Below are 15,739 nucleotides of genomic sequence, written 5' to 3'. Positions count from 1 at the left end.
GTATTATTCGCTCAGACGCTTGTCTACCAATTGCTGTAGCAAGATAGCAAAATCTTTGTCATTAGGCGGCATGAGAAATGTTTTATGATTGCCTTTTACATCATGTACTTCAATTCCTTTAAGTGCATAAGGTTTCCACCCAAGGAAGTCAGGGTCATCAAGATAATAGAGCCTGATATTTACGCGGAATAAATCAATGATACAGGCATCTGATGGCTGCATGTGATACTTGCTGTAAGCCAGCTCATATTTCTCATTGATCCTGTCTTCTGCACTTTCAGTTTCAGGAGGCCGCTGTATACCCATATATACGGCGAACTCATTGTACTTTCTGACAAAGAATGCCTGCTGGTAACGTAACGTTTCTCCAGGATTATGAATAAGTGAATGAGAGATAAACAAGAACTTGGGAAACTGTCGTTTTATTTTTCGGATATACCTGGGCAACCCCGTTTCAAAGTGACCTTTGTTATAGGCGTAGGTATCGAACATCGCCAGCATTTTCACCTTTTTTCCCATCGCCTGTAACTGTCTGGCCATTTCATAGGCCACTACTCCCCCATAGGAATATCCTGCAAGAGCGTAGCCATCTGCAAATTCTTTTTCAAGTAGTGCAGCGATATACTCAGCTGCCATATCTTCCAGCGTTTCAAATGGTTCATCGAGTCCGTTCAGCCCCCGTGGCTGAAAGCCGTATACAGGCTGATCCGGGTCCATATTACGTGCAATATTATTGAACAGCAGCACATTCATATCGAGCCCGTTGACAATAAATATGGGCGGCTTATTACCGGTTGGCTTTACCGGTACGAGTAAATCCCAGGAGATCGACTGATCGTCCAGTTCCATTTCAGTAGTCAGCTTTTCTACTGTGTTAGCAGTAAAGAGGCTGGCCAACGGCAGCCGCTTCCCCATCTCTCTTTCTATGCGGGCCATTATCTGCATAGCGACAATGGAGGTACCTCCTAATTCAAAGAAATCATCCTTTATCCCAACTTTATCTACATGCAGGTAATCGCCCCAGATGCCTGCGACCAGCTTTTCCTGTTCAGTACGGGGCGGGACATATATGCGGCTAGCTTTTTCCATTTCCATTCCCATGGCGTCCAGGGCATTTCGATCTACCTTGCCATTCGGTGAGAGCGGAAATTGGGGCAGTAGTACGAAATTGCTTGGTACCATGTATTCAGGCAGCGTTTTTCTCAATATCTGCTGCCATTCAGCAAAGTTTATACTAGCGCCATCTTCCTGCACGACATAGGCTACCAGCCGTTCATCCTTGGGCAGCACGACTACATCTTTGATCCCCTTTTGCTGGCCAAGAGTGTATTCTACTTCTCCCAGTTCAATACGATAGCCTCTAATCTTGACCTGGTGGTCCATTCTGCCAAGACACTGTATTTCTCCATCATTTACAATCCTACCGAGATCACCGGTTTTATACATCAACGCACCGGGGCTATCAGAAAAAGGATCATGGATAAAACGTTCCTTATTCAGCTCAGGCCTATTCAGATATCCTTTCCCAACACCTGCGCCACCAATAAATATTTCTCCGACAGTGCCATCAGGGACAGGTCTTAGCTGACTATCCAGAATATAGGCGAACATGTTGTCTATAGGTCTGCCGACGGTGATAATTTCATCATCCAGATTTATCTTTTTTAGTGTAGCCCACACAGTTGTCTCTGTAGGGCCATACATATTCCAAAGACTATCACATTTCTCCAGGAGCCGCTCCGCCAGTTTCTTGGAAAGCGCCTCCCCTCCGATCAGTGCTTTCAACGGCAAACGGCCTTCCCAGGCGGACTCCAGCATCATACGCCAGGTAGCCGGCGTGGCCTGCATAACAGTTATACCTTGTTGTCTGACAGTCTCCATAAGCTGTCGCGTGTCTCTGGAAGTCTGCACATCAGTCAGGATGATCTCAGCACCGGCAATCAATGGCAGATATAATTCTAGCCCGGATATATCAAATGAGATGGTGGTCAATGCCAGCACCTTGTCATGCATGGCTAGTCCAGGAGCCTTCAACATGCCTACAAGGAAATTCACCAGCCCCAGCTGTGTGATCTGTACCCCTTTCGGCTGACCGGTAGAGCCTGATGTGTATAGTATATACACTACATCATTCATACTAATGTTCACCTCGGGAGGCGTAACGTTATACTGTGGAGACTGCCGCAATAAATCTTCCATCAGTATTTCACGTGCCTTACTCTGAAATTTACCTGAGTATTTGTCGGAAGTAATAAGATGGCTGGCGTCTGCATCCTGCAACATGAATTCTATCCTGGCCTGTGGATATTCGGGATCAAGCGGAAGATAGGTGGCACCAGCCTTTACAATAGCGAGCAGACAATAGAGCATTTCTGGTGAACGATCTAATGCAAGCCCTACTATTGCGCCCTTACGAATGCCGTAATCAGCCAGGAGCCGGGCGAATTGATTGGCAGAATTATTTAATTTATTATATGTTATTACGTGATCCCTGAAGCGTAGTACGACCTTATCGGGGTAGAGCAGCGCTTTTTCATGGATGAGTTCCTGTAGAGAACGTAGGTCCAGTGGATGTGAAAGGCGATAGTCCGATGTAGGTGAGGGATTCCGTTCATGTAATGCTTGTCTCTGCGACATAGATTCCCAGATATGATTATAACATGCTGATGTATCATTTTAAACAACGGGGAGTTGAATTAGTTTAGTGTGATTTTGAAATATACTTGAGTAAGCAGTTATTAGTGGGATATCCTAATAAAATACACGGGTAGGAACGACGCCCATACCCGTATAGTAGTAGTAGTAGTAGTCATAGCAGGTGACCGACTCTGCATTTGTAATTTCTTTGATTGGCAGCTGCAGGCGGTTTACATGTGCAAAGAGACACAGTGGTTTGACATCTACAATTTCAGTCTGAAAATTTTATAAGGATATACCGTACGACTCTTGTTATCATTGAACCACGGCATACGTGCGATCTGTGAAGCTGAAATATACAGATAGCCGTCAGCAGAGATACTATAGCTGTCAGGCCAGGAAAGAAGGGCCGTGTCTGTTACTATCGTATGCATTTTTAGATCGGGTGTAATCTTTACAATACTACTTTTTTCCAGGTCTCCTAGATACAGATTGCCTTCTTTATCAAATTCCATCCCATCAGTGGTTATGAATTTACCAAGGTCTTCAACACTGTTGTTTATTTTCTGGAGTGGAGAAGAAAAGTCACGAAGCAGGGAAGTGCTGATACGATAGAGTCTATTATCAGTAAGTGGTTTATAATATAGCCATGCCTTATCGGGAGATAATGCGATACCATCTGAGTTAATCTTTGGTATACTGCCATCTGCTTTAGTCAGCTCTCTTCCTGCTATAGCAAAGTGATATGCAGTATCTGATTTTACGGAGGGAGACTGATGTAATACAAATCGCGCATCCCCTGTATTAGTATTCAGTACAACTATACCACCATTGGAGGAACTCGTCATATAGGCAAAACCCTTTGCGTTATCAACACGGATGTCGTTAATATAGCTATCGTTGTCAGTGACACTTTCAGGGAAGCGGTATATACGTTCAATACTGTTTGTGGCAAGATTGATCTTCACTACTTTGTTGCTATGCTGATACACGGGGCCCAGTCCGATACCAGCCGCATCTACAATCCACAGATACCCGTTTTCATCTGTTACAACAGCCTGTACGCAGACGAATTTATTCTCACCGTTATCTCCTTTTTTAAAACTATTCCAGGTAGAATCAGGGTATGGTACAGGTTTACCATCTATCACTTCTGCTACTGAATAACGATGGGTATCCAGCCAATAAGGATAGTTGGTAAATAATCTTCCGTCGGGAGATACTGCCACACCTGTAAGTTGATACGTACTGTCAGCAAATACTTCTTCGAGTTGCGCACCAGGGCCGGTGCTTGTCGTTGTCGAATCTATGGTATTGGATAAAGAGCCGCTCTTGTTAACACAAGAGACCAGCAGTAAAGCAAAGAAGGTTATATAAATTGTTAGTGTATTTTTCATGTGTATTATCTTTTGCTATACAAAGGTGAGACGAAACAGGCAACAGATACTAGTATGTTTGATGGTATATCGGGTATGAATATAGGTTTAAGATATAGACGAGGTTCTGGCCTTCTGCGTTGTCCGGAACACGCTTCACACAATCTCCATTAAACCACTATGCCTCTACCAGATAGTAGAGGCATAGTGGTTTAATAAAGCGAACTATTTATTTCCCGATACAGAACTTGCTGAAAATAAAATCCAGCTGATCTTCATTAGTAATTTGTCCGGTTATTTCTCCGAGATAATGCAGGCATCTCCGGATATCCAGAGACAGCAAATCTCCCGGCAACTGACTATCGAGTCCAAATCTAACATCCTTCAAAGCTTTCAATACTTCCTGTAAAGCGGCGTAGTGGCGGGCGTTAGTGACAATAGTATCTTCAGTGTTGATATCACCACTCATTACCTTTTGTACGAGACGGTCTTTAAGTTCCTGTATGTGCTCATGTTGCTTGGCTGATATAAAGAGAATATCTGCGATACCGGCAAATTTCTCCTGCATCAGTGCCATTCCTCCGATATCGGTCTTATTACCGATCAGGAGATAATTGATCCCTTCTTTCAGGAAAGTATCTACCTGTACCTGCAGTTCTTCGCGGGAGGTTTCATTTACATCAAACAGATATAGTACTACACCAGCCTCACGTATTTTCTCCATTGTCTTTTGCACACCGATACTTTCGATAATGTCTGCACTTTCACGAATACCTGCGGTATCTATCAGACGAAATAGGACACCTTGTATATTCAGGATTTCTTCAATGGTATCGCGGGTAGTACCCGCAATGTCGCTAACAATGGCCCTATTCTCATTTAGGAGCGTATTTAATAGCGTAGACTTCCCCGCATTAGGTTTACCTACAATGGCGGTATTAACGCCATTTTTGATCACATTACCCATACGGAACGAGTCAACGAGGTGAGTCACCACAACTGTTGCTTCATTAATCAGGCGATATAACTGCGTTCGATCGGCAAACTCGACGTCTTCCTGGCTGAAGTCGAGTTCGAGCTCGATCAGGGCAGAAAAACTTATCAGTTGTTCTCTCAGGGCGTAAAGCTCTTTAGAAAAGCCACCTCTCATCTGCTGCATAGCGGTTTGATGGCTGGCGGCGGAGTTACTGGCGATAAGGTCTGCAACAGACTCTGCCTGGGTCAGGTCGAGTTTACCATTGAGGAAGGCCCTCATGGTATATTCACCTGGTTTAGCCATTCGGGCACCATTGTGAATACAGGCATCTATGATCTGTTGCTGGATGTAAGGAGAACCATGGCAGGAGATTTCCACAATATCTTCTCCTGTATAGGAGCGGGGTGCTTTATACAGGCTGACCACTACTTCGTCAATCGTACGCCCTCTGTCAGTGATCGCACCGAAATGGAGCGTGTGTCCTGCCTGCTGATGGAGATCTTTGGCAGGGAACAGGGAATTACAGATATCAATTGCTTTTGTTCCATTTAGGCGGATTACCGCAATTGCTCCTATACCTGGTGCTGTAGCCAATGCTACAATTGTATCGTCGTATCCGGTAAGATTATTCCCTAGCATAATTATTCACAATTCAGGCAGCAATATACCAATAAATAGAAAAACCCGGTCTCGGCTGGGCCGGACCGGGTTTTCGGATAAATATCCTTGAATCTGCTACTCTTGAAGAGTAAAGCGGATAGGCAGGTTGAACTGAACAGATACCTGACGGCCGTTCTGTTTACCAGCTTTCCATTTAGGCATTATTTTTACCACACGGATAGCTTCTTCTTCCAGACCACCACCTTTCGCAGCACCTACAGTTTTCACATCTTTGATGTTACCATCTGAGTCTACTACGAACTGTACAAACACAGTACCTGAGATCGAATTTTCCTGCGCTACGCGAGGATAACGGATATTTTTGCTCAGGAACTTAGCCAGCGCTTCTTCACCACCGGGGAAGGTAGGCGGCTGTTCTACGAAAGTAAAGATCTCTTCTTTTGGAGGAGGAGGAGGAGCTTCTACCACACCTGTACCTTTACTATCTTCCAGTAATCCCGGGTCGATACCGTTAGGATCACCTTCTACAGTTTTAGTACTGATTGCCTTATTCTCAATGTCCTTGATTTTAGGCGGTACTTCATCTTCCGGTACTTCTTCGTCCTTCTTGATGACAGGAGGAGTGAACTGTACGGATGGCTTCACCGGTGGTGGTGGAGCAGGTGGAGGTGGAGGTGGAGGTGGCGTTTTCGGATCATCCGGAATCTTCACGTCCTCCATCTTGATCTGCTCTATCACGGGTTTCTTATCAGGATTTTCCCGTTCTAATTTATTGATGTAGTTACTGATTGCATAACCTGCGATAACAACCAACATCAGCGCGGCACTACCGATTACGGCGTTACGCACCCTTTTGTCGTATTGTCGTCTGAGGTCATAAGCCCCATATTCCTTATTCCTGTTCTCAAACAGGATATCCAGAAAATCGGACTTTAAGACTTTAGCGGAATCCATTGTTTAAATTTTAAGGATGGATACAAAGAAATTGTTTCTAAATTACTTGGAGCCACCGCCGTTAGCTGCTTCAGTCTGCTTAATCCAGGTTTTATCCTGGTCACTGATATCAACTGTAGCATAACGTTGAATGCGATTGATGGCCATTTCGTCCAGAATATCAACGAAATCCTTGTATGTAGCGTCATCATCAGCTTTGATGATTACTACCACATCTTCAGGTTCTCCCTTTGAGTTCCTTAATTGAGAAACCTCATCACGCTTTTTAATAATTACATCTCTGATGCCGCCTGTGTTAGCAAAAGTTGTTGCTTTGAAAAAGTCAGGATTTGCCGATGCGTTCGGGTCCTGTGCCAGACCTTCGTAGTAGTATACGCGGTCTTTTTTTCCAAGCAGTATAGTGAGTGCAGTACTTTCTTTAACCTTATTCTGATCTTTTTCATTCTCAGTATCTTTCGGCATGATCAAGTCCATTGTTTTGGGCTTGCTCATCGTCGTAGTCAACATGAAGAACGTGATCAGGAGAAAGCCGAGATCCACCATTGGAGTCATGTCTACGCGTGTAGACTGCTTCTTGGATTTCGTACCCTGGTGTTTACCTTTCCCACCACTACTGCTGGTATCCATTTCTGCCATAGTAGCTCTTTTTTTTAGTTTTCAATAGCAACTCAGCGCCGCAGCGTTGCTTGCTGTTTACTTGAAATCTGCTTATTCATGATCTGACTTACCTTCGGCACGGGCCAGCGCTGCTGCAGATCCTGCAGGTGCAGCTTCCAGGTTAGTCACCAGGTTCAGCTTCTGAATCTTTTTTTCCTTGAAGGTATCCAGGATGTCCTTGATTACAGGATATGGAGTACCATTGTCGGCTTTAATACAATACTGCAGCTTAGGATTTCCACCCTGTGCAGATCTTGCATATTCGATCCATACAGCTACTTCGTTATTGGCAGAGTCAACTGGAATACCTTTTTCCAAGCCGGCTTTCTTACGCTCTTCAGGTTTCATGTCGAGGTAAGTTTTCAGGCTTTTAATATCCGTACCTACGCTGGAGCCAACAACAAAGTTGTTTTTTTCCTTTTCAGTCAGACCGAGCTTATACTGTTGGTCAAGGTCATTGATCAGCTGCTGCCTTTTAGGTTGGCCGTCCATGCTGAAAAATATCTTACCGCCTGCATCAACTGTCAGCATGATTACATCAGAATCTGGCAGCAGTTTAGTATTGATGGATGACGGAGTTACCACAGTTACCGGCTCGTCCGGTTTAAATTTGGTTGCCAGCATGAAGAAAGTGAGCAGCAAGAAAGCCACATCACACATCGCGGTCATATCAACCAGCGTGCTCTTCCTGGGCATTTTAACTTTAGGCATCTTTACTCCTTTTTTAGTTTACTTTATATAGATTCAAAACTGCGCGTTTTCCACACAAATAATTAAAAATTATTTGTGGTTAGCTGCGAAGCTCTGAGTCAAAGTAAAACCAGACTCGTCGATTGCATAAGTGATGCCGTCGATGTTAGTGGTAAAGAAGTTATACATGATGATCGCGATAGCGGAAGTACCGATACCCAGAGCGGTATTGATCAACGCCTCGGAGATACCTAATGCCAGTTTAGCAGAATCTGGAGCACCACCAGCAGACATAGCAGAGAAGGATTTGATCATACCCAATACAGTACCGAACAGACCAAGCAGGGTTGCTACGGAAGCGATAGTGGACAGGAACACCAGGTTCTTTTCCATCATTGGCAGTTCCAGAGCGGTAGTTTCTTCGATCTCGTTTTTGATAGTCAGGATCTTCTGCTCTGTATCCAGCTCAGTGTTGGTGATCATTTCTTTGTACTTTTTCAGACCAGCTTTCAGTACATTACCTACAGAACCTTTCTGTTTGTCGCACTCAGCCAGCGCTGCGTCTACGTTCTTATTAGCCAGGTGGAACTGAACTCTTCTTACCAGATCAGCACCGCTGAACTTACCTTTCGCTTTAGTGATATACAGGAAACGTTCTATTACGAAAGTTACACAGATCAGTAGTACAGAAATAAGAATAGGTACAATAGCACCACCCTGATAAACTGTTGCGAACCATTTTCCGATACCCTCTTCAACTGGATGCGCGTTCGGACCTTTGATACCACCCTGGAAGTTATCAGGACTACCTAATACAAAGATGTAAAAGAGAACACCTATAGCGATACAGATAGGCACAGCCAGCAATGCGAATACATTGGATGACTTCTTAGGTTGATGAGAAGATGCTTTGGCAGAACCTGCAGTCACAGTTGTTTTAGTCTCAGCCATGTTGATTGAATTTTAGTGTTAAAGATTAAACTATTGTTTTTTGTTATTTCTGCAATATAAATACGTGATTCGCAAAGTTATACGGTTGACCCAAAAAAACAAGTGCAGCCCTCAAAATCTCACAAAATTTAACGCACCACCAAAAGCCGCCAGCAGGCAGCCTTACAATCCACTGTTTTGTTGAGCATACACTTTAATTGTCAATTGCAACCTATATCAAAAATTGGGCTACACCCCTTATGAATAATATCCCTGGAACCTGAAATTTATTGATTTTTTTCAAAGTTGGACGCACAATTTAAGAATTTTTTTAAATGTTCCAACAGAAATTTTCTGTTACATTTTTCCCTCCTTATCCGCTACCATCCACACTTTGAGTCATTTTTAAGCTTTTGAGCAGTCATCACAATATCATAAAATTTAAGCTGGTTACCTACCGGTCTATCTATTTCCAACGTGGAGTAAAATCGATAAAGCAGGTGAAAAACGTCTATCATAGAGACACTGCAACATTTCATTCACTCTGTAATATAAGTATAAAAGATACCATATCAACAAATTTATTCATAAACATTATATCCTCTTAAGATACTGTTGATATATCATTATTTCTCCCCGTGTCCATTCCTGTAACATTTTAAGCGTTCATGGAATTCCCCGATAAGTTACTGCTTAATATGTGTATTTTCAACACTACCCACTAAATTCTCAATAAACCGACCTTTTTTAATACACACAAATGAAGAAAAACGCAATCCGTACCATCGCCACAACCGCAGGTACGCTTTTGTTGGTACTGAGTATCAACACTATGTCGACAGCACAAAAGCGAAAGAAGACCCAACAGGAACCTATTCCCGCTAAAGATTCGACAGTCCGTCCACCTATGCCCGCCAAAAGCGGTCCGAAAACGGCTCCCAAAAAATTTGGTGAGGTTATTACATCTGCTGCTATCGCAGACTCCGGCCTGTTTAACATCTACAAGCAGGATGATAAAGTGTTCTTTGAGATCCCCGATTCTCTTTTAGGACGAGACATCCTCGTCGTGAACCGCATCTCCAAATCGGCAGCAGGCCTGCGTGCTGCCATGATGGGGTACAGTGGTGATGAAATCGGAGAAAACGTGATCCGCTTTGAGAAAGGACCTAATAACCGCATCTTTCTCAAAAACATCTCTTATTCTGAGATCTCCAGAGATTCCAGCCAGCCGATGTTCAATGCTGTGATGAATTCCAACATTCAACCCATTGCTGCTGCATTTGATATTAAAGCATTTTCAGATAAGAACAGTACTGTAATTGATCTGACCGATTATATACAGGGTGATAATGACATCTTCTTCTTCGACTCCCGCGTCAAAAGCATGCTTAAACTGGGTGCCGTTCAGCAGGATAAGTCATACATAGTTGATGTTAAATCCTACCCTATTAATACCGAAATCAAAACGGTTAAAACCTATTCAAAAGCTTCTGGTCAACAGGGACCTGGTATGCCTGGTCCTGGCGGCAATGCGACGCTTGAGCTGAACTCTTCCATGATACTGCTCCCTGCAGTACCGATGAAGTCCAGGTATTTCGACCCTCGTGTAGGCTACTTCACCACTTCTGTAACTGACTTTGATCTGGACCCACAGGGTGTAAAACGCCTTTCCATGATCACCCGCTGGCGTCTTGAACCCAAACCGGAAGATCTTGAGAAATACAAACGTGGAGAACTGGTTGAACCAGCGAAACCGATCATCTTCTATATAGACCCGGCTACCCCTAAAAAATGGGTTCCTTATCTGATCCAGGGGGTGAATGACTGGCAGGCCGCATTCGAAAAAGCAGGCTTCAAAAACGCCGTTGTAGCCAAAGTGGCTCCTACCCGTGAGCAGGACTCTACCTGGAGTCTTGAGGATGCGCGATTCTCCGCCATCGTGTATAAACCTTCCGATATTCCTAACGCAAGTGGTCCACATATTCACGATCCACGTTCCGGTGAGATCATGGAGAGCCATATAAACTGGTACCATAACGTGATGCGCTTACTGCGTAACTGGTATTTTATACAATGTGCTCCAAACGATCCGCGTGCACGTACAATGCAATTTGATGATGCACTGATGGGAGAACTGATCCGCTTCGTATCTTCTCATGAAGTAGGTCACACACTTGGCCTTCGCCATAACTTTGGCTCCAGCTCAACATATCCTGTTGAGAAACTAAGAGATAAAGCATGGACGAAAGAAAACGGTTTCGCTGCCTCCATTATGGACTACGCACGTTTTAACTATGTAGCTCAACCAGAAGACGGAATTACTGGTGCTGACCTCTATCCCCGCATCAATTTTTATGATAAATGGGCTATTGAATGGGGATACAAACTGATCCCGGAAGCAGCAACTGCTGATGCTGAAAAAGCTATCCTTAACAAGTGGACTGTTGAAAAACTGAAAGAAAAGAAATATTGGTTTGGTACAGAAACAAATCCTGACGATCCGAGATCTCAGAATGAAGACCTGGGTGATAATGCAATGAAAGCAGGTTCTTATGGTATCAAGAACCTGCAACGTATCATGCCTAATCTCCTCACCTGGACCAAAGAAGAAAATGAAGGCTACAGCAACCTCGCAGAACTGTATCGTGAAGTTAATACGCAGTTCGGCCGTTACCTGGGTCATGTTGCCAAGAACATCGGTGGTATCTACGAAACACCTAAAACTGTAGAACAGGAAGGTGGTGTATACGAAGCTGTTCCAAAGAATATTCAGCAGGAAGCCGTACAATTCCTGAATGATCAGGTATTCACGACTCCTAAATGGCTGCTCGATAAAGACATTCTTTCACGTACGGGGAATAATGCTACTACTATCGTAAGTGCCCGTCAGAATCCGGTACTGGATCGCATCCTGGGTAGTAATACGCTTGTTAAGCTAATTAACAATGAAGCAAATGACGGCGCTACCAGCTACCAGGCAACCGCGTTCCTGAATGATGTGAAAAAGGGTATTTTCAGTGAGGTGTACAGCCGGAAGACTATTGATGTATTCCGCCGTAATCTGCAGAAATCATACGTAGACCACGTCATCCAGCTTATATCTGCTAAAGAGCAGTCTTCAATGAGTGGAATGAGTATCATGTTCGGTCCTGCTCCAGCTGATCCAACCAAATCGGATGTAAGCAGTATCGCACGTGCGCACCTTGTATCACTGCGTACTGATATCCGTGCTGCGGCAGCTACTATACAAGACCCGCTTAGCCGCTATCACCTGAGCGATCTTGCAGAAAGAATCAGTCAGGCACTGGATCCGAAATAATCAATCATCAGCCATTCTAAAAGCAGTGGGGCTCCGGTATACCGGAGCCCCACTGCTTTTAGAATGTTAATATCTAATCCTATGAAAATAATGAGGTTGCTTGTTACAAAAGTTGCTCAATATATCGCTATATTTATATACTGAACCTCAAGAATGTGAAAGAACGAAGTACTAAAATTACCATCTACGACATTGCCAGAGTGCTAAACTTATCTGCTTCCACGGTATCGAGAGCCTTACAAAATAATAAGCTGATCAACCAGGAAACAAGAGATAAGGTACGTCAGACCGCCACTGAAATGGGATATGTACCGAACTGGATAGCGTCCAGTTTACGTAAGAACCGATCCAACATTATCGGCCTGATAGTGCCACGTACTTCCATGTATTTCCAGAGTACTGCCATCAGTGGTATACAGCATGAAGCACATAAATATGGCTTCAGTATTGTAATAGGGCAGTCTGATGATACAATAGAAATGGAAAAGGAACTGGTCAATACATTCTTCTCCCTTAGAGTGGATGGACTCCTTGCTGTATCTTCCATGTTCACAGTCAATTATGAACATTTCACACCCTTTATAAAGAATAATATACCCTTAGTCTTTTATGACCGCGTTCCAGCCGAATTCCCTGGTTATACTATTACTGGAGATGATTTTAAAGGAGGATTTCTTGCTACTGAACATCTGATTCGGCAGGGCTGTAAACGTATTGCATTATTCACAGGAATGCTAAGCTGCAATCTTTACCAGCAACGCCTCAGTGGCTATAAAACGGCATTAGCGAAATACAACATCCCTTTCGATGAGCGTCTGATGTACGTTCATAATTTGACATCGGAAGCAGCAATTGCCGCTTCTAAAGAACTCCTTGGTGAATATGAACGTCCAGATGGTCTATTTGCCGCCAATGATACATCAGCAGTAGCATTTATCCAGGAAGCCAAAAGACAACTCGTTAAAATCCCTGAAGATATCAAAGTAGTGGGTTATTCAAATGATCAGGCATCAAGAATTATTACTCCTGCACTTACTACGATTGAACAGTCCGGCTATAAAATGGGGCAGAAAGCTGTGGATACAATTGTGAAGCTGATCAACTATGGAGATACTATGAAGATCACTAAACACTTTGTATTTCCGGTGGAACTGATCGAAAGGGAATCAAGCGAGCAACCAGAAACTGCTTAAATTAATTAAGTTATGCGAAACTATTTCAACCTGCCTGCAGCTACTACCTGTAGCCTGCTGATGTTTTTTTCTGCCTGCAACAGCCACATCTATGTTCCCAATACTGTGAATGAGCCATTATTAAAAGAAAAGCATGAATTCAAGGGGAGTGTGTCTCCTACCAATTTCCAGGCTGCATTTGCTGTGTCAAATAACATCGCCATCATGGCTAATGGACAGTATGTATACGATTTAGGAATTAATATCGACGATGAAGAGAGTGATGACCTGTTTATGGATGAAAATACAAGAGGTGGTGTTATTGAAGGTGCTGTCGGATTTTTTAAGCCTTTAGATCTTAAAAAGAGAATGGTCTTTGATGTCTACGCAGGTTATGGCAATGGTAGCTTTAAAACATTGTCGGATGATTATAGCAGTAGTCTTGGTACTGTTAATGACTACCTGCTAAGATCACACTTTAATAAGTTCTTTATTCAACCAGGAATTGGTTTTGCTCACCCTGCTATTGAAGCAGCATTTACCTCCCGGTTCTCTATAGTAAAATTTAATAATCTCTATGCAGGTGCGAAAGCGTTCGAGAACCAACCCGACAGAAGAGTGAACTACCTTAATATAGGTACAAAAACATTACCTTTTTATGAACCGGCATTTACATTCAGGGCCGGGTATAAATATGTCAAATTTCAGATGCAGCTTATGTTTTCATTATTGCTTAACGACGAGGCTTATGCGGGATATGAATTTAACGAATATTTCCTGCCTGTAGCATTTGGAATGGGAGTATCCGTCAATATCGCTCATTGGTATGATGACTTCAGGAAGAAAAAGAAAGAATAAAGCGTTATAAACAGGCTAAAAACAAAAAAGCTCCGAGACTTTCGTCCGGAGCTTTTTCAATAAATATGGCAGCTACCTACTCTCCCGCATGATTGTGCAGTACCATCGGCCATAAGGGGCTTAACTTCTCTGTTCGGAATGGGAAGAGGTGAACACCCTTGGCAAAACCACCATAAGATCTTGAATATGATCTACGTCTCACAGCCAGACACTTTACAGCGATTACTCTGACCTAAGACCAATAAGGTAACATATTGGGAAATTGTAATAGTCTATCACAAAAAATAAAATTAAAGCTTACGGGCAATTAGTACTACTCGGCTTCGATGTTACCACCCTTACACCTGTAGCCTATCAACGTCGTAGTCTCCGACGGCCCTTAAAAGTAAACTCATCTTGAGGTTGGTTTCACGCTTAGATGCTTTCAGCGTTTATCCTTTCCGTACATAGCTACTCAGCACTGCACCTGGCGGCACAACTGATACACCAGCGGTACGTACGACCCGGTCCTCTCGTACTAAGGTCATGTCCCCGCAATTTACTAACGATCACAACAGATAGGGACCGAACTGTCTTGCGACGTTCTGAACCCAGTTCACGTGCCACTTTAATCGGCGAACAGCCGAACCCTTGGGACCTTCTCCAGCCCCAGGATGTGACGAACCGACATCGAGGTGCCAAACCTCCCCGTCGATATGAGCTCTTGGGGAGATCAGCCTGTTATCCCCGGAGTACCTTTTATCCTTTGAGCGATGGCCCTTCCATACAGAACCACCGGATCACTTTAGCCAGCTTTCGCTCCTGCTCGGCGTGTAGGCCTCACAGTCAAGCACCCTTTTACTAATGCGCTCTGCGTACGATTACCAACCGTACTGAGGGTACCTTTGCGAGCCTCCGTTACTTTTTAGGAGGCGACCACCCCAGTCAAACTACCCACCAAACAATGTCCTCGTTGCCGAGTTAGACTCTAAACAACAGAAGGTTGGTATTTCAACGTTGACTCCACAACTCCTGGCGAAGCTGCTTCATAGTCTCCCAACTATCCTACACATCTGTTGTTCAAAATCAATGTTAAGTTGTAGTGAAGGTTCACGGGGTCTTTCCGTCCCGTTGCGATTAACCGGCATCTTCACCGATACTACAATTTCACCGAGCTCGTGGTAGAGACAGTGTCCAACTCATTAGACCATTCGTGCAGGTCGGAACTTACCCGACAAGGAATTTCGCTACCTTAGGACCGTTATAGTTACGGCCGCCGTTTACTGGGGCTTCAGTCAGAAGCTTTGGATTACTCCGAACATCCTTCCTTAACCTTCCAGCACCGGGCAGGTATCAGGCTCTATACGTCATCTTTCGATTTTGCAGGGCCCTGTGTTTTTGTTAAACAGTTGGTTGGACCATTTTACTGAGACCGCATTACTGCGGTACGCCTTATCCCGAAGTTACAGCGTCAATTTGCCTAGTTCCTTTACCACGGATCACTCGAGCGCCTGAGGATACTCTCCTCGACTACCTGTGTCGGTTTACGGTACGGGCTGCTATAACCTAA

The 15,739-nt window shown here is 43.9% G+C and carries 10 protein-coding genes and 2 rRNA genes (1 of these 12 running past the window's edge); 3 read left to right on the top strand and 9 right to left on the bottom strand.

From position 1 onward, the window contains the following. Nucleotides 1-3: 3 nt before the first annotated feature. The 7 genes from GWR21_RS22700 to GWR21_RS22670 form a co-directional block, all read right to left on the bottom strand. Nucleotides 4-2,637 (bottom strand): non-ribosomal peptide synthetase, encoded by a 2,634-nt coding sequence (locus GWR21_RS22700; RefSeq protein WP_162333935.1) that lies wholly within the window; start codon nucleotides 2,635-2,637, stop codon nucleotides 4-6. A gap of 263 nt (nucleotides 2,638-2,900) precedes the next feature. Continuing rightward, complete coding sequence (locus GWR21_RS22695) at nucleotides 2,901-4,034, bottom strand: L-dopachrome tautomerase-related protein (RefSeq protein WP_162333934.1); 1,134 nt, start codon at nucleotides 4,032-4,034, stop codon at nucleotides 2,901-2,903. A 208-nt stretch (nucleotides 4,035-4,242) separates the two neighbouring features. After that, the gene (gene mnmE / locus GWR21_RS22690) at nucleotides 4,243-5,628 is read right to left on the bottom strand and encodes a tRNA uridine-5-carboxymethylaminomethyl(34) synthesis GTPase MnmE (protein ID WP_162333933.1); all 1,386 of its coding nucleotides are present in this window, start codon (nucleotides 5,626-5,628) and stop codon (nucleotides 4,243-4,245) included. 96 nt (nucleotides 5,629-5,724) lie between these two features. Further along, nucleotides 5,725-6,564, bottom strand: coding sequence for an energy transducer TonB (locus GWR21_RS22685; protein ID WP_162333932.1), 840 nt, complete (start codon nucleotides 6,562-6,564; stop codon nucleotides 5,725-5,727). 42 nt (nucleotides 6,565-6,606) lie between these two features. Then, nucleotides 6,607-7,200 carry an ExbD/TolR family protein gene (locus GWR21_RS22680; RefSeq protein WP_162333931.1) on the bottom strand — a complete coding sequence of 198 codons (594 nt, stop codon included), beginning with the start codon at nucleotides 7,198-7,200 and terminating at the stop codon, nucleotides 6,607-6,609. A gap of 72 nt (nucleotides 7,201-7,272) precedes the next feature. Next, complete coding sequence (locus GWR21_RS22675; RefSeq protein WP_162333930.1) at nucleotides 7,273-7,932, bottom strand: ExbD/TolR family protein; 660 nt, start codon at nucleotides 7,930-7,932, stop codon at nucleotides 7,273-7,275. 69 nt (nucleotides 7,933-8,001) lie between these two features. Next, on the bottom strand, nucleotides 8,002-8,862 hold the full coding sequence (locus tag GWR21_RS22670) for a MotA/TolQ/ExbB proton channel family protein (RefSeq protein ID WP_162333929.1): 861 nt from the start codon (nucleotides 8,860-8,862) through the stop codon (nucleotides 8,002-8,004). Nucleotides 8,863-9,601: 739 nt separating this feature from the next. On the opposite strand from GWR21_RS22670, the gene GWR21_RS22665 reads away from it, so the two are divergent. The 3 genes from GWR21_RS22665 (at nucleotide 9,602) to GWR21_RS22655 (ending at nucleotide 14,190) form a co-directional block, all read left to right on the top strand. Beyond that, on the top strand, nucleotides 9,602-12,160 hold the full coding sequence (locus tag GWR21_RS22665) for a zinc-dependent metalloprotease (RefSeq protein ID WP_162333928.1): 2,559 nt from the start codon (nucleotides 9,602-9,604) through the stop codon (nucleotides 12,158-12,160). A gap of 155 nt (nucleotides 12,161-12,315) precedes the next feature. Beyond that, the gene (locus GWR21_RS22660) at nucleotides 12,316-13,353 is read left to right on the top strand and encodes a LacI family DNA-binding transcriptional regulator (RefSeq protein WP_162333927.1); all 1,038 of its coding nucleotides are present in this window, start codon (nucleotides 12,316-12,318) and stop codon (nucleotides 13,351-13,353) included. Nucleotides 13,354-13,365: 12 nt separating this feature from the next. Then, entirely contained in the window at nucleotides 13,366-14,190 is an 825-nt protein-coding gene (locus GWR21_RS22655) for a hypothetical protein (RefSeq protein ID WP_162333926.1), read from the top strand. A gap of 63 nt (nucleotides 14,191-14,253) precedes the next feature. Here GWR21_RS22655 and rrf read toward each other — a convergent pair. Together rrf and GWR21_RS22645 are read right to left on the bottom strand one after the other, a co-directional pair. After that, nucleotides 14,254-14,365 (bottom strand): 5S ribosomal RNA (gene rrf, locus GWR21_RS22650). 112 nt (nucleotides 14,366-14,477) lie between these two features. After that, nucleotides 14,478-15,739 (bottom strand): 23S ribosomal RNA (locus GWR21_RS22645) (it continues 1,618 nt past the right edge of the window).

The sequence above is a fragment of the Chitinophaga agri genome (assembly GCF_010093065.1).
Taxonomy (GTDB): Bacteria; Bacteroidota; Bacteroidia; order Chitinophagales; family Chitinophagaceae; genus Chitinophaga; species Chitinophaga agri.
This window is presented reverse-complemented; position numbering and strand designations above follow the sequence as displayed.

Bases quoted from the DNA above. Each gene is read 5' to 3' on its own strand.
- GWR21_RS22685 (WP_162333932.1), bottom strand. From the start codon at position 6,564: ATGGATTCCGCTAAAGTCTTAAAGTCCGATTTTCTGGATATCCTGTTT.
- GWR21_RS22695 (WP_162333934.1), bottom strand. From the start codon at position 4,034: ATGAAAAATACACTAACAATTTATATAACCTTCTTTGCTTTACTGCTG.
- mnmE (WP_162333933.1), bottom strand. From the start codon at position 5,628: ATGCTAGGGAATAATCTTACCGGATACGACGATACAATTGTAGCATTG.
- GWR21_RS22680 (WP_162333931.1), bottom strand. From the start codon at position 7,200: ATGGCAGAAATGGATACCAGCAGTAGTGGTGGGAAAGGTAAACACCAG.
- GWR21_RS22700 (WP_162333935.1), bottom strand. From the start codon at position 2,637: ATGTCGCAGAGACAAGCATTACATGAACGGAATCCCTCACCTACATCG.
- GWR21_RS22675 (WP_162333930.1), bottom strand. From the start codon at position 7,932: ATGCCTAAAGTTAAAATGCCCAGGAAGAGCACGCTGGTTGATATGACC.
- GWR21_RS22655 (WP_162333926.1), top strand. From the start codon at position 13,366: ATGCGAAACTATTTCAACCTGCCTGCAGCTACTACCTGTAGCCTGCTG.
- GWR21_RS22670 (WP_162333929.1), bottom strand. From the start codon at position 8,862: ATGGCTGAGACTAAAACAACTGTGACTGCAGGTTCTGCCAAAGCATCT.
- GWR21_RS22665 (WP_162333928.1), top strand. From the start codon at position 9,602: ATGAAGAAAAACGCAATCCGTACCATCGCCACAACCGCAGGTACGCTT.